This window comes from Mesobacillus jeotgali, assembly GCF_014856545.2.
GTDB lineage: Bacteria > Bacillota > Bacilli > Bacillales > Cytobacillaceae > Mesobacillus.
Genome location: NZ_CP109811.1, coordinates 3,131,019 through 3,145,245 on the forward strand (window position 1 = coordinate 3,131,019; position 14,227 = coordinate 3,145,245).

Annotated in this window: 16 protein-coding genes; 1 reads left to right on the top strand and 15 read right to left on the bottom strand. The window is 42.4% G+C overall.

What is annotated here, in order from left to right; genetic code table 11:
* Positions 1-204: 204 nt before the first annotated feature.
* The 13 genes from FOF60_RS16065 to FOF60_RS16125 all read right to left on the bottom strand — a co-directional run bounded on the left by FOF60_RS16065 (position 205) and on the right by FOF60_RS16125 (position 11,432).
* A complete protein-coding gene (locus tag FOF60_RS16065; RefSeq protein WP_192470601.1) occupies positions 205-906 on the bottom strand; it encodes a demethylmenaquinone methyltransferase in 702 nt (233 codons plus the stop codon).
* A 4-nt stretch (positions 907-910) separates the two neighbouring features.
* Positions 911-1,747, bottom strand: coding sequence for a heptaprenyl diphosphate synthase component 1 (locus tag FOF60_RS16070; protein WP_264647578.1), 837 nt, complete (start codon positions 1,745-1,747; stop codon positions 911-913).
* A gap of 265 nt (positions 1,748-2,012) precedes the next feature.
* A complete protein-coding gene (mtrB, locus tag FOF60_RS16075; protein ID WP_192470602.1) occupies positions 2,013-2,246 on the bottom strand; it encodes a trp RNA-binding attenuation protein MtrB in 234 nt (77 codons plus the stop codon).
* 306 nt (positions 2,247-2,552) lie between these two features.
* The gene (gene folE, locus FOF60_RS16080; protein ID WP_192470603.1) at positions 2,553-3,119 is read right to left on the bottom strand and encodes a GTP cyclohydrolase I FolE; all 567 of its coding nucleotides are present in this window, start codon (positions 3,117-3,119) and stop codon (positions 2,553-2,555) included.
* Positions 3,120-3,417: 298 nt separating this feature from the next.
* A complete protein-coding gene (locus tag FOF60_RS16085; RefSeq protein WP_023627533.1) occupies positions 3,418-3,690 on the bottom strand; it encodes an HU family DNA-binding protein in 273 nt (90 codons plus the stop codon).
* A 503-nt stretch (positions 3,691-4,193) separates the two neighbouring features.
* Complete coding sequence (gene spoIVA / locus FOF60_RS16090) at positions 4,194-5,672, bottom strand: stage IV sporulation protein A (protein WP_192470604.1); 1,479 nt, start codon at positions 5,670-5,672, stop codon at positions 4,194-4,196.
* Positions 5,673-5,962: 290 nt separating this feature from the next.
* The gene (locus tag FOF60_RS16095; RefSeq protein ID WP_192470605.1) at positions 5,963-6,676 is read right to left on the bottom strand and encodes a hypothetical protein; all 714 of its coding nucleotides are present in this window, start codon (positions 6,674-6,676) and stop codon (positions 5,963-5,965) included.
* 28 nt (positions 6,677-6,704) lie between these two features.
* A complete protein-coding gene (locus tag FOF60_RS16100; protein WP_167831376.1) occupies positions 6,705-6,905 on the bottom strand; it encodes a DUF2768 domain-containing protein in 201 nt (66 codons plus the stop codon).
* A 264-nt stretch (positions 6,906-7,169) separates the two neighbouring features.
* Positions 7,170-8,216 (bottom strand): NAD(P)H-dependent glycerol-3-phosphate dehydrogenase, encoded by a 1,047-nt coding sequence (locus tag FOF60_RS16105; RefSeq protein WP_192470606.1) that lies wholly within the window; start codon positions 8,214-8,216, stop codon positions 7,170-7,172.
* A gap of 19 nt (positions 8,217-8,235) precedes the next feature.
* The gene (der, locus tag FOF60_RS16110; RefSeq protein WP_192470607.1) at positions 8,236-9,546 is read right to left on the bottom strand and encodes a ribosome biogenesis GTPase Der; all 1,311 of its coding nucleotides are present in this window, start codon (positions 9,544-9,546) and stop codon (positions 8,236-8,238) included.
* Between the two features lie 202 nt (positions 9,547-9,748).
* Positions 9,749-9,934 (bottom strand): capping complex subunit for YIEGIA, encoded by a 186-nt coding sequence (locus tag FOF60_RS16115; protein WP_192470608.1) that lies wholly within the window; start codon positions 9,932-9,934, stop codon positions 9,749-9,751.
* Entirely contained in the window at positions 9,931-10,824 is an 894-nt protein-coding gene (locus FOF60_RS16120; RefSeq protein ID WP_192470609.1) for a YIEGIA family protein, read from the bottom strand. The genes FOF60_RS16115 and FOF60_RS16120 overlap by 4 nt, the downstream gene beginning before the upstream one ends.
* Positions 10,821-11,432, bottom strand: coding sequence for a YphA family membrane protein (locus tag FOF60_RS16125; RefSeq protein WP_192470610.1), 612 nt, complete (start codon positions 11,430-11,432; stop codon positions 10,821-10,823). Before FOF60_RS16125 ends, FOF60_RS16120 begins: the two co-directional genes overlap by 4 nt.
* 207 nt (positions 11,433-11,639) lie before the next feature.
* On the opposite strand from FOF60_RS16125, the gene FOF60_RS16130 reads away from it, so the two are divergent.
* Positions 11,640-11,783, top strand: coding sequence for a YpzI family protein (locus tag FOF60_RS16130; RefSeq protein WP_167831382.1), 144 nt, complete (start codon positions 11,640-11,642; stop codon positions 11,781-11,783).
* A gap of 107 nt (positions 11,784-11,890) precedes the next feature.
* Here FOF60_RS16130 and fni read toward each other — a convergent pair whose 3' ends face one another.
* The gene (gene fni, locus FOF60_RS16135; RefSeq protein WP_192470611.1) at positions 11,891-12,949 is read right to left on the bottom strand and encodes a type 2 isopentenyl-diphosphate Delta-isomerase; all 1,059 of its coding nucleotides are present in this window, start codon (positions 12,947-12,949) and stop codon (positions 11,891-11,893) included.
* Between the two features lie 12 nt (positions 12,950-12,961).
* On the bottom strand, positions 12,962-14,101 hold the full coding sequence (rpsA, locus tag FOF60_RS16140) for a 30S ribosomal protein S1 (protein WP_192470612.1): 1,140 nt from the start codon (positions 14,099-14,101) through the stop codon (positions 12,962-12,964).
* Positions 14,102-14,227 lie beyond the last annotated feature (126 nt).

Below are 14,227 nucleotides of genomic sequence, written 5' to 3' on the forward strand. Positions count from 1 at the left end.
CTAAAATAAAACAGGCTGACCTTCCTTGACGGGCGAAAAAGAAAAGGACAGCCATAGTCTATTTTACCATCAGAATGTTTATTATCCTGGAGAATGGTCCAGCCAGAGCGCCTTGCAAGCCTTCAAGCCAGTAAAACGCTTTTCGTTAAACTTGGAAGAAACCACTCAAGACAGTGTCAACAGACCAAATCCTTCGCACTCTTCCTATTTCCGGCCGATATGCACGGCTGCTACCCCGCCGCTATATGGCTTGTATTCAACATTAATGAAACCTGCTTCGGAGAACATTTTGGCAAGCTCTTTCATGCCTGGAAAATCTTTAGCGGATTCCTGGAGCCAGGAATACTCATCATAGCTCTTAGCGAACAGTTTGCCGAACATCGGCATGACAAACCTGAAGTATAATCGGTATGCTTGCTTGAAACCCGGCATTGTAGGCTGGGAGGTTTCGAGGCATACTGCCATCCCGCCCGGTTTAAGGACCCTGTACATTTCACGCAGCACCTGATTGTAATCAGGCACATTTCTCAGACCAAAACCAATGGTTACATAGTCAAAACTATTATCCTCGAACGGGAGCTCCATTGCATTCCCATGGATTAGATTTGCCTGATCCAGGTTGCGGGCCTGCAATTTCTCCTCGCCTATCTTCAGCATATTTTTGCTGAAATCAAGTCCGACTACTTCGCCATCTTTCCCGGCAGCTTCTGCAAGCGCAATCGTCCAATCAGCCGTTCCGCAACAAACATCAAGTGCTTTGGCTCCCTTTTGGACATTCATCTTTTTCATTGTGTCATTGCGCCATTTAATATGCTGCTGAAAACTGATGACAGAATTCATTTGATCGTAATTCTCATAGATTTTTTCAAAGACTCCATGAACACGTTGTTCTTTCGATTGCTGCATTGCATTACCCTTCTTCCGCGAATTTTTTAGACATGGTCTGATGCTGCCCTGCAATCAGGTCTAACCGTTCCATCAGCAAGCTGTTCATCCCTGGCAGCTTCTTTAATGCTGCATTTATCTTCGTCATTGAGAATTCAATATATCTTGTGCAAATTGTTAAAAGGTATTTCTGCTGTTCCGATGACAGATCTGTTGTACTCTGGTCCATTTTTGGCAGAGCAATCTTTTTTAGCGCATTAAAAACCAGTGAACTGCCGGATTTAATGAACTTGGTTTCTTCTGAAAGCAGTCTCTTGACAAAAAGCCAATTGGAAGCGAATTCAAACCATTCTGAAGCATCCAAATGGTCAGCGACCTTGCCTAAAAGAGCCGACTCGATTAATTTAACACTTTCCATTAATTTATCGATCGCTTCAGCTTCTTTTTGATACAACAAAATTTTCTGCTCATTGACTTCTTTTACACCTGAAGCTAATAGCTTGATCATTTCTATATCATCCATATCAGCCAGCAGCTTGTAATATAGTCCACTGAAATAAATTCCAGCGAGAACCGTAAGCTGGCGGCGCTTATGGCTTTCATCCTCTTCACCTGGTTGTGAGTTATGGACCTGCTCATGGGTATCAAGGGCAATTTGCAGGAGCATTGTGGTCACAGTATAGTTCTTTGCTTTTTCCTGATTTACTTCCTGCTGTTCCATCAATGAGGTAAGCAACAAGAGCCTGTCATCATCTATAAAAGGAGATTCTACATGCTCCAGCAAATAAGGATGTGAAAGTTTTTCGAGAAGAAGCTCTCTTGTGCCGTCTAATTTGTTTTGTAAATCTAGCAAATAAATCACCCTTGTTCCCCTTATTTATGTTGGATTGCCGGCGGCGGGCACAATTTTGTTCTATCATGAAAGCCAGCGGTATGCAGATATCTGGCTATTGAAAACAGACATAAAAAAAGCGCCTAAAATCTATTTTTGCAATTGTACCGAACACTCCAAGGCAGTGACAATTATATCACAAATAGTAAAAACATGAACGGGATATTATAAATTAAACACTATTTACGAAGAACTAAGCTCGATTTTGTAACAAAATAGTTGGTTTTACATTGATCTACTTCTTCTCACTCATTATTTCACCGAATGGAGTGACGATCTTTGCATGCCCTCTGATTTTGATGGCAGAGGTATGTTCTGTAAACTGAGCAATCATAACTTCACCCTGGTCGAGTTTCTCAGAATGATGGAATCGAGTGTCGGTCCCTCTTGTAAGACCAATAACATTCACGCCATCCTCAATGGCCTTGATTACTACATAATCCGTATTAACGCTTTGTTTCTTATCCATTATTATCCCCCTTACAGGAAAGAATATGTCGTGCTCGGGACGCACTCGTTAAGCCCGTTTTATAACGTGATAGAAAAGTCCCAAAACTTCACTTCGAGAATTGTCCAGCTCCAGCGCCTTGCCAGTTTTCATCCCTATGATTGCTTCATCGAGTATTTTGCGAGAAGCGTTAGCTTTGAGCAGCTCGAGCCGCTTGTCGGGGCTGACCAAGGCGCTTGCGCTTTTCTTATAATATAACAAAAGGCTAAAAGAATTACTTTCAGCCTCTGACACTTTTGCATGCTACTTTTTAGTTATCAAATCTCTTTAAGCTTTAATCAATGAGAGAATTTCAGCTCTTGCGTTAACATCCTCTGCCAAAGTACCTCTTACAGCAGAAGTAACTGTTTTCGAGCCGGGTTTCTTTACCCCTCTCATTGTCATGCACATATGTTCAGCTTCTACCACTACCATGACACCATGGGGATCCAGCTTTTCCATAATCGAATTCGCTATCGTGGAAGTGATTCTTTCCTGAAGCTGAGGCCTTTTAGCCACTGCTTCCACCGCTCTTGCAAGCTTGCTGAGTCCGGTAACCTTGCCACCTCGCGGAATGTATGCGACATGCGCCTTGCCAAAGAAAGGAACCAGATGATGTTCACACATTGAATAGAAAGGGATATCCTTTACTAATACCAACTCTTCATGGTCCTCACCAAAAATGGTTTCGAAGTATTCTTTAGGATCCTGGTTCAACCCTGAGAAAACCTCTTCATACATCTTCGCGACCCGTTTGGGAGTATCTAGCAAACCTTCCCTGTTAGGATCTTCACCGACTGCTTCTAATATTAAACGCACCGCTTCTTCAATTTGGGTACGATTGACGTTTGACATCTGCGTTTCCTCCTATGATCCATCAATCTCATCATAATCCTGCATAGATAAGCAACTATTAGATTATAATATTTTCATCTTAGCATAACCAATTCTCGGCAGGCAAAACTTAATATTCAACTGTAACAATAAAAAACTCAAATGTCTCAATCAGACACAACTCGCGATGGAGCTGGATTTAAAAACATCGTATAAAATTATCGTTAAAAATAAATTATAAGATTTACGGAAAAGAAAAAAGGCCGCGAACAGGTCGCGGCCCTTAGGGTTTAGCATACGCTCAGTGCGTCGTATGTAATTATTTCACTGCATCCTTAAGTGCTTTACCTGGTTTGAAAGCAGGCACCTTGCTTGCAGAGATTTCGATTTCATCACCAGTTTGTGGGTTGCGACCTTTACGGGCAGCGCGCTCACGAACTTCGAAGTTACCAAAACCGATTAATTGTACTTTGTCCCCATCTTTTAATGCATTTAAGATTGAATCAAAAACAGCGTCAACTGCTTTTGTTGCATCTTTCTTTGAAAGCTCGCTAGCTTCCGCAACTGCATTGATAAGTTCTGTTTTGTTCATGCCATTCACCTCCTCCCAAAGAGATCCCATTGCTCAGAAATTAAGCATCTTAACTACATTTCTAAACAAAACTTGTGAATTCTATACGTTGCCGGCAGATTTTATTATCCTAGTTTGCAAAAAACTATGATAATGAAACCTAAAATCGCTTGAAACCCTGTTATATAAGGGTTTTTAAGCTACAACGCTAATTCTGTTAAAAGATTATCATAATGTTTTACTCTTATCAAGATAATTTCAAGAAATAATGGGAATCTTTTCTTCTTTGAAACATATTTGTAATATGTTGACCCTAATTCATTACCCGTAACTGGCACCATCAAACATGCAATAATGAATTTTAAGTCTTTCATCCTTAATTCAAAGGACGTTTTCAAGGTCTTTTCTCATATTTCGCTGCTGGTAAGTTATATTAGAAGAGCATTTTGTGTAAAGACAACATAATGGAGTATGAATCAAAATCTTCTAAAAAACAAACAAAAAGACTCCCAAAAGGAGTCCAATTATAATATGATTGCTATTAATCCACCGGAACCTTCGTTGATGATTCTTTCCAGCGTTTCTTTTAATTTATATCGTGCATTTTCAGGCATCAAGCTCAATTTTGCCGAAATTCCTTCTCTGACGATTGAGCTCAAGCTCCTGCCAAAAATATCAGAATTCCAGATTGACAGCGGATCATCTTCAAAATCCTGCATCAGATAGCGGACAAGTTCTTCACTTTGTTTCTCTGTGCCAATGATTGGCGAGAACTCAGATTCGACATCCACTTTAATCATATGGATTGAAGGCGCTACTGCTCTTAGGCGAACACCGAAACGCGATCCCTGGCGGATAATTTCTGGTTCTTCCAGGCTCATGTCAGTCAAGGATGGTGAAGCAATTCCATATCCTGTCTGCTTAACCATTTTAAGCGCATCAGAAATCTGGTCAAACTCGGTTTTTGCATAGGCGAACTCCTGCATCAGCTCAAGCAGATGATCCTTCCCGCGTATCTCTACGCCTACGATTTCTTTCAGAATCTCATCGTAAAGATCATCCGGGGCATACAGGTCGATTTCAGCAACACCCTGGCCCATTTCGATACCCGCCAGTCCAGCTCTGTCAATGTACTCAAAATCGCTGAATTGATGGACGACCCTGTCTACATCACGCAGCCTCTTGATATCCTTCACAGTCTCTTTGACTGCTTCCTGGTAGCTTTCACGGAGCCAGTGATTTTCTCGAAGCACCATTACCCAGCTAGGCAGGTTGACATTCACTTCAAGTACAGGGAACTCATACAGAGCTTCCCGCATTACACTGAGAACATCGGATTCACGCATGCTTTCGACACTCATTGCCAGTACAGGGATATCGTATTTATCCGCTAACTGAGCCCGCAATGTTTCTGTATTTGGATGGTAAGGCTGTGCACTGTTCACCACCATGATAAACGGCTTTCCGACTTCCTTGAGCTCTTCAATCACTCTTTCTTCTGCTTCAATGTAATCCTGTCTCGGGATTTCCCCAATTGTCCCATCCGTCGTGATGACGACGCCAAGAGTAGAATGTTCCTGAATAACCTTCCTTGTTCCAATTTCAGCTGCTTCATGGAAAGGGATTGGCTCTTCATACCAAGGCGTATTGATCATCCTCGGTCCATTCTCATCTTCATAGCCCTTCGCTCCTGGAACTGTATAACCCACACAATCAACGAGCCTGATATTCACATCCAGGCCATCATCCACATGAACAGATGCTGCCTGGTTAGGCACGAATTTTGGTTCAGTAGTCATAATCGTTTTACCTGCTGCACTTTGTGGCAGCTCATCAAGCGCTCTGGCTCTATCAGCCTCATTATTGATATTAGGTAAAACCACCAGCTCCATAAATTTCTTAATAAAAGTGGATTTTCCGGTGCGGACCGCACCTACAACCCCCAGGTAAATATCGCCGCCAGTCCTCTCGGCAATATCCTTAAAAATATCTACCTTTTCCAAGTGATCCCCTCCCGATCATAGAGTTAGTGGGAATAAATTCATCCAAATTAGTAATCTGGGACAGTATATATTTATGATGTTGTCCTATATCAATATGACAATTTTTTTATTTTTTTACCCCCTTATTTTGATTTCACAAAAGAATCCCTTCAATTCCCATATATGAGAACAATTGATATCTTTTTAAAGACAAAAAAACCCTGCTTCTACAATATATTTTGCAGAATCAGGGTTATGACAAATTTATTAGAAATGCACGAGAGCCTTGCAGCACCACGAAGAATCGGAATTTAATCCTTCACCAAAAAGACCGGTTCATTGGTCTCCTGATCGATGGCATATGGCAAGGAATAGGCTGGAACAAACATAGAATTATCTACGAGGATGTCACGTATGTCCACACCTTCTTCAAATTCTTTCTTTGATGATTTAATAGCCTGGTAGAGATCACTCCGGTAATCTACATAAATTTCTCCTTCAGTAGAGATGATAAAATGCAGGTTCTGGTTTGTGAACGGGCTTACTACCACAGGCTCCTCTTTATAGCCTATTTTCTTGAAATCGAGCGTGTACACATTTTCAGCGATCTTTTCCTTGAATGGAGGATAGCCTGTGGCATTGATCCGCATTTTTATCTCACGGATCGTCTCTGCTATTCTTAAGTCGAGCAGCTTTACTGTCGGATTTGTTTCTGCATTAACGAGGACATATTGAAACAGTCCGCCATTTTCATAGGCATTGCCTGGAGCTTCGGCCATATATCTCGGAACAATTTTCTTAAAATCTATAGGATACTTTTGGTAAATAGGTGTCTCTGCATCTTTTGTCTTGATTGGCAGCAAACCGCCATTTGCTTCCTTGTACTGGTCAACTGCAGACTGGACACTGTCAAGCTGATCCTTATAGGGCACTTGGTTCTGTACTAGCTTTTCTTCCGGATACATACAACCAGTCAACGTGACTAAGACAAGGATGGCCGCCAGATAAAAACGAATTTTCTTCATTGATCCCAACCCTTTAAACCTATGTATTTTATTCGCTCGTAGGGCCGCTGAAAACGACAAAGAAAATTATCAGCCCTGCGATGATCATCAATATGTAGGCAATGATTGCCGTGGCTATTTTGAAAAAGCCTTTTAACTTGTAGCGGCTTAAATAAATGGCAAACAAAGACAGTATCATACTTCCCATACCAACAAAAGAAATATACATCTTCAATAATGCGGGTGACAAAATAAACCCCTCCCTTTTCCGAGAAGTATTATATCATAAGCAGCAATCAGGAATGCAAATAAATCTTTTTATCTTTACGAAAACAGCAAAAAAAGCTGAGGTAAAGAAGGGGCGGACAACTTTACCTCAGCCTACATGACTAAATACCCTAACACCCAGTTCAAACCACCAGTTTGCTTCGTTTGCATCTTATGCAAGCATTAAGGAAATCGCATCCTCGAATGCCCATATTGACAACATTATTCAGGAGAAAATTTTTCTAAGTCAGATTTTCCCGCCAAGAATGTCAGCCAGGTCTTCCATTTCGTGTGTTTTCTCCCGGGACATCAACCCATCAACAGCGTCCTTCGGATTGACTCCATTGAAAAGGATACTATATAGCGCATTCGTTATAGGCATATTGACTCCGTACTTTCCTGCGAGCTGGTAGGCAGCCTTGGTCGTCCGGACTCCTTCTACGACCATTCCCAAGTTCTCAAGGACTTCCTCAAGGTTCTGGCCTTTACCAAGCAGATTACCCGCCCGCCAGTTCCTTGAATGGACGCTCGTACAAGTAACAATCAAGTCGCCGATCCCTGTCAATCCTGAAAAGGTCAATGGGCTTGCCCCCATTTTGACACCAAGCCTGGCGATCTCTGCAAGACCCCTGGTAATTAAGGCTGCCTTAGCGTTATCTCCATAACCTAATCCATCTGAAATTCCGGCAGCCAGAGCAATAATATTTTTTAGGGCTCCGCCAATTTCCACACCGATCAAATCCGGATTCGTGTAAACCCGGAAATTATTATTGATGAACAGGTCCTGGATTTTCTCGGCTGCTTCCATATTTTTCGAAGATACAGTTACCGTTGTAGGGTGGCGCAGGCTTACCTCTTCTGCATGGCTTGGACCGGATAAGACTACAACACTTTCCAACAAGTCCGCTGGCATTTCTTCTTCGATCATTTCGGAAATACGAAGCAAGGAATCAGGTTCAATCCCTTTGCTGACGTGGACAATGACCAAAGGTTCAGAGGTAACCTCAATCATCTTCCTGATTACTTCACGGATCGCTTTTGTAGGAACCGCCAAAACCACTGTACTGATGCCGTCCAATGACTCTTGAAGTGAAGAATGCCCAAAGATGGTTGCTGGCAGAGTAATTTCAGGAAGATATTTCTTGTTGGTATGGTGGAGATTGATTTCATCAATTTGCAATGGATTGTGACCCCAAAGGCGAACCTCATGCCCATTGTCGGCAAGGACCATAGCCAAAGCCGTTCCCCAGCTCCCGGCCCCAAGAACCGCTACTTTCTCACTCTTCCTTTCCATTTAAACCACAACCTTTATCTTATTTTCTTTGTCTCGCAAAAATCTTGATTGGTGTGCCTGTGAAATCGAAGGCATCCCTGATTCTGTTCTCAAGGAATCGCTCATAAGAAAAATGCATTAATTCAGGTTCATTGACAAAGACAACAAATGTAGGCGGCTTGACCGATACCTGTGTCGCGTAATAAATCTTTAGCCTTTTCCCTTTGTCTGTTGGAGTTGGATTCATCGCAACAGCATCCATGACAACTTCATTCAGGATATTCGTCTGAACCCTCATTGCATGGTTTTCACTCGCCATATTAATCATCGGCATCAATGTGTGGATTCTTTTCTTTGTTTTTGCCGATAAGAAAACAATTGGGGCATAGCTCAGGAATTGGAAGTGGGCACGGATTTTTTCCTCGAATTCCTTCATTGTCTTTTCATCTTTTTCGATTGCATCCCATTTGTTTACCACGATGATGACTGCGCGGCCTGCTTCCTCGGCATACCCGGCAATATGCTTATCCTGCTCGATGATGCCTTCTTCCGCATTAATGACAATGAGGACCACATCAGAACGCTCAATCGCCCTTAATGCCCTTAAAACACTATATTTTTCAGTTGTTTCATACACTTTCCCTTTTTTGCGCATACCCGCAGTATCAATAATGACATATTTTTGCCCATTGTAAGTTACTTGCGAATCAATCGCGTCCCTTGTCGTTCCCGCTATATCACTTACAATGACACGGTCTTCCCCTAGAATCGCATTCACTAAAGAAGACTTCCCGACATTCGGGCGGCCGATCAATGAAAACTTAATCGCATCTTTATCATATTCATCTTCTTTATCCTTTGGGAAATGCTTAGCTGCCTCATCCAGCAAATCACCCAGACCCAGTCCATGCGAGCCAGAGATCGGGAAAGGTTCACCGAAACCAAGAGCATAAAAGTCGTAAATCATGTCTCTCATTTCCGGGTTATCAATTTTATTGACCGCCAGGACCACTGGCTTGTTGGAACGATAAAGGATTTTTGCCACTTCTTCATCAGCGGACGTTACTCCTTCCCTGCCATTCACAAGGAAAATGATGACATCTGCCTCATCAATGGCGATTTCAGCCTGCTGGCGGATTTGATCTAAAAACGGCTCGTCCCCTAAATCTATCCCGCCAGTATCAATAATGTTAAAATCATGTGTCAGCCATTCAGCTGAACTGTATATACGATCCCTCGTTACTCCAGGAATATCTTCAACGATCGAAATACGTTCACCAACGATTCGGTTAAAAATCGTAGACTTGCCGACATTCGGACGCCCAACGATAGCTACCACTGGTTTCGTCATGAACATCACCCTTTCAAAATTCTATTGTGCAGGTCCAGGACCTGAGCCATAACAATGTCAAACTCAAATTTTTTTATAGTTCTCATTATTAATTTAATGCCTTGACGACATTTATAAAATAAACCCTTCTTGATATACAGAAGGGTCTGGCTTAATCAGTTTATCAAAAGATGCCTTAAACAGGCAATGAAAACATTTCTTGTCAGTGTTTTACGATAATATAGAGCTCTTCTGTCAGAGCATGAGCGATTCCATCCAGGATTGCTTCAAGGTTGGCAGCAACCTTCTCCATTTCTTCCTTTGAATCGCAATGAAAAACGGCTGTACCAGCTGGCACTTTCTTAGGGTTTGTAGTGATGGCGGCAAGGACGAATTTTTCCAGCATCATTGAGCCCCACTCCCTTCATTGCTCTTTTTTTCAGAAGGCATCCTGATGGCATTCTCCAGTGTTGGCACATCACCAATCACTGTTAAGGCCCGTTCAATATCCCGTTCCTGCGGCAGCACAAAAACTCCTACTCTGCCATCGTCGAGGTCCCTCTTTGCCAACGGAACGAGCGCTGGTGTGCCTGAATCGCGATAAACGCCCAGCGCGGTCGACAAGTCATGCAGCACCGCCTGCCTCTGCCCAAGATTTGCAATCGTTGACCGCGCATTCATGTTTTTTGGTTTTAAGATGAATCCCATACCATAACGAAGTACTTCTTTCTGCCTTTCGGGAAGACCAATATTCATAATATAGATATTATCCACATACAGCCCTGCACCTTCAAATCTTGGTTCCATATATTCGATTTCAACAATGTCCTTCAGCTTTCCCCCTGACATCAGCTTATGGGATATTACCACCGCGATTACTGCCGCAACGATTCCAGCCCAAATATTAAAAATCAGGTAGGCGAGCGTGCTGACAAGGGAAGTGAAGATCACTAGGTAATTACGGCTCTCAAAAGCAATCGCAATGCCTTCAATATATGTCTTTCCGCGGGAAACCAGTTCATAGCTATCGAGTTCGGTCAGAGTGTTTCTCTCCATGTTTCTGACCTCCCTGAATTGTGACGCAGCTAAGGTCAAAAAGGTAATCGCCGTGAACTCTTCCTCCATGATTGCAGGACCTGCAACAGTGCCTAGTCCTGCCGCGATGAATCCGAGAGCTACATGAATGATTTTCCCGTGTAAATATGTTGGATACTGACGATAATCGGTCCTAAGCATAAAAAGCCTGGATAAGGTCCCTATAGCAATTCCAAATACGATTGGTAACGTATATTCATTCATGAAGTCTTTTGTTCCTCCCCTTCTACTTGATTTATTGTACTGCCGGACATGACCGCAATCATTGATTCAATAACTGACCAGGCGAGGAGAAGTCCAAGAGATATGAACAGGAGGTCCATAAAACCCATGGAAGCAGCAGCATATGGAAAATTAAATTTCCAAAGAATTGCTGAAAACAATAGATCTCCCTGCAAAAATCCTGAAATCAACGCTAATATACGGTCTTGCCTTTCTTTATGTAACAGGACTGCCAGATAAAAACCAGCTGCTCCAAGCATGATTTTCCGATCGAACAATACCCATATCGGATCAAATAATTCGAACATCAGGAAGCTTGTGTACGCAAGCATTATAATAAATGAAGTTAAAAATAAATATAAAAATGAACCTGTCTTTTTTCGTCTTGTCTCAAGAAAAATAAAAAAGGCAATTGCTAAAGCAGACAGATGCATCTCGAAAATAAAAACATCGACTGTATATGGTGCTGCTAAAATGACGGCCAGCAGGATAATAGCCCACTTTAGTCTCAGCGGATTGTTTTTATTCATAAAGAAAGTAGTCCAAACCCAACCAATCCAAGCCAGCCAATAAAAGTACAACCCTTCCATTCAACCCCTCCTATCATTTCCATTATGGTAAACCGTTATGTAATTTAATCTTTTTTGTATAAAGTTTTTTAGCTGTACCATGTTAAGAAAAGCAGTATCTTTTTCACAGCTGATAAACAGCAAAAGATAGGAGAACCTTTAACAGGAACTTGCCCGCTTAGCTGACTGGTTCCTGTATGAGTTCCACATCATTCTGGAGGTGAAAATATGGGCAAAGACCGACAGGAAAAGAAACTTAAAAAGAGCGGACGAGTGGAGTCTGACCGCGACCAGGCATTGCACTATCCAGGAGCAACTAAATTACAAAGCCCTGAAGAAGCTCGCTCGTTAAATGACGGGAAGTATAGTTAACAGTGGTCTTTTGAACACAGCTAGTCCAAGCTGGTTATACGAAAGTTAAACCAGCAAGAATAGCCCCCTGCAAAAAAATGCAGGGGGCTATTCCTAATTATTATAGTTTAAAATTTTCGCCTTCTGGCAAACGCTGCTGAATTGATCCCTCTTTGTTCAAGCCAGTGATAGGTTTCACCCGCTATCACCAGAGGCACGTTTTTAAGTTCCTCAATTGTATGTACTCCAAGCGCTGTCATAATGACAGCAATTTCTTCTTTAATCAGATCGATTTCCTTGATCAGCTCTTCCGTTCCATTTTCCATCAAGGTCTTAAGCAAGTAGCCTGCCATTGCAGCCGCGTCTGCACCAGTGGCAAGGGCTTTAACTATATCAAGGCTAGTCTGTATTCCGCCTGAAGCTATAACAGAAAGTTCTTGCGAAGCAGATTTTGTCTCAATAATCGAGACAGCAGTCGGAATTCCCCAATCCTCAAAAAACGTCAATAAACGGTTCCTCCGCTTATTTTCTATTTCCGCAAAATTGGTGCCGCCGAATCCGCCAACATCAACATAGCGTATACCTGATGATAAAAGAGCAGCAGCAGTCTCGGCACTTATGCCAAACCCTACTTCTTTCACAACTACCGGGATCCCGACACTTTGTTGAATTTCTGCAATTCTTGCTAACGCGCCTTCAAAATCCCTATCGCCCTCAGGCATGGTCAATTCCTGCACTACGTTCAAGTGGATTTGCAGGGCATCTGCCTCGATCATATCGATTGCGGCTCTTGCCTGCCGGACTGACGCCTCACTGCCCAAATTGGCAAGGATAATGCCGTTTGGATGCATTTCCCTTACAACTTCATAACTTCTTCGTTCACCCGGATCCTTAAGCGCAGCCATTTGTGATCCAACGGCAATAGCTGATCCAGTCTCTCTTGCCGCTATAGCCAATTCCCGGTTGATTCGGTAAGTTCGCTCTCCGCCGCCGCCTGTCATGGCATTTATAAAAATTGGCGAACTTAAAGAAAGTTCGCCAATTTCAGTTTCCAATTTTACTGAACCAAGATTTAATCCAGGCAAGCTTTGGTTTACAAACTTAATGTCATCAAAACCGGTTAGGCGTTTCTGGCCTGTTTCGAGGGCGTATTGGATATGGTCCCATTTACGTTTTGATCTTGACACGATATATCACCATTACTGTTTAAGATTCTTTAGCTTGTCTCCGATCATATCACCTAAGCTGAAGCCCTTTGTCTCCTCAGGAAGTTCATAGTCGAACGCCTCATTGCTTTCTCTTTCCTCGAACTCCTTCATGCTAAGTGATAGTCTTTGATCTTCCTTGTTAACTTCTAGCACCTTTACTTTTACAGTCTGCCCTTCTTGGAGGACTTCATGCGGGGTACCGATATGCTTATGTGAGATTTGTGAAATATGAACGAGGCCTTCAACCCCAGGGAATACTTCAACAAATGCACCGTAAGAAACCAAACGCTTCACTGTTCCTTCCAAAGTGCTGCCCTTCGGAGCTTTCTCATCAATATCAGCCCATGGCCCAGGCAGTGTTTCTTTGATAGAAAGTGAAATACGCTCATTGTCACGATCCACGCTCAACACTTTAACTTGAACCTGCTGACCTTCCTCGACAACGTCTGATGGCTTTTCTACATGCTCGTGGGAAAGCTGTGAAATATGGACAAGTCCATCAACTCCTCCGATGTCCACGAACGCTCCAAAGTCTGTGATTCTTTGTACTGTACCCTCAATAACCTGCCCAGATTGGATAGCCGCAAGCAAGTCCTGCTTTTTCTTTCCTTGTTCTTCTTCTACGACTGCACGGTGTGAAAGAATCAGGCGGTTCTTCTCCTGGTCAAGCTCTACAATTTTGAAACTGAGCGTCTTCCCTTTATAATCAGAGAAATCTTCCACAAAGTAAGATTCTACAAGTGATGCTGGAACGAATCCGCGGACGCCAAGATCCACTACCAGGCCGCCCTTGACGACATCTTTTACTTCAGCTTCGAAAACTTCGCCGCTCTCAAATTTGCCTTTTAGTTCTTCCCAAGCTTTTTCTGCATCTACTTTTCTCTTAGAAAGAATCAGAGCTTCTTCTTCAACCTTTTGTACTTCCAAATCCAACTCATCTCCGACAGAAACCGCATCTTCTGCTTTTTCAACGTGAAGACTGGATAGTTCACTGATTGGGATGATGCCGTCTAACTTGCTGCCTTCGATATCTACTAAAACTTGCTTTTCTTCCACTTTTGTTACTTGGCCTTTAACTCGGTCTCCAGCCTTAAAGTTTTTTACCTCAATTTGGTTCATATCTTCTGACATATGTACTCCTCCTTAATCCATGACTGCTGCAATATATGCTTTGTGGCGAAAAGCCACTTTAAAAACACAATAATTAGCCACTAAGTGAAAATTCTAAAAATATCTCTTCTTAATAACTTCTTACAA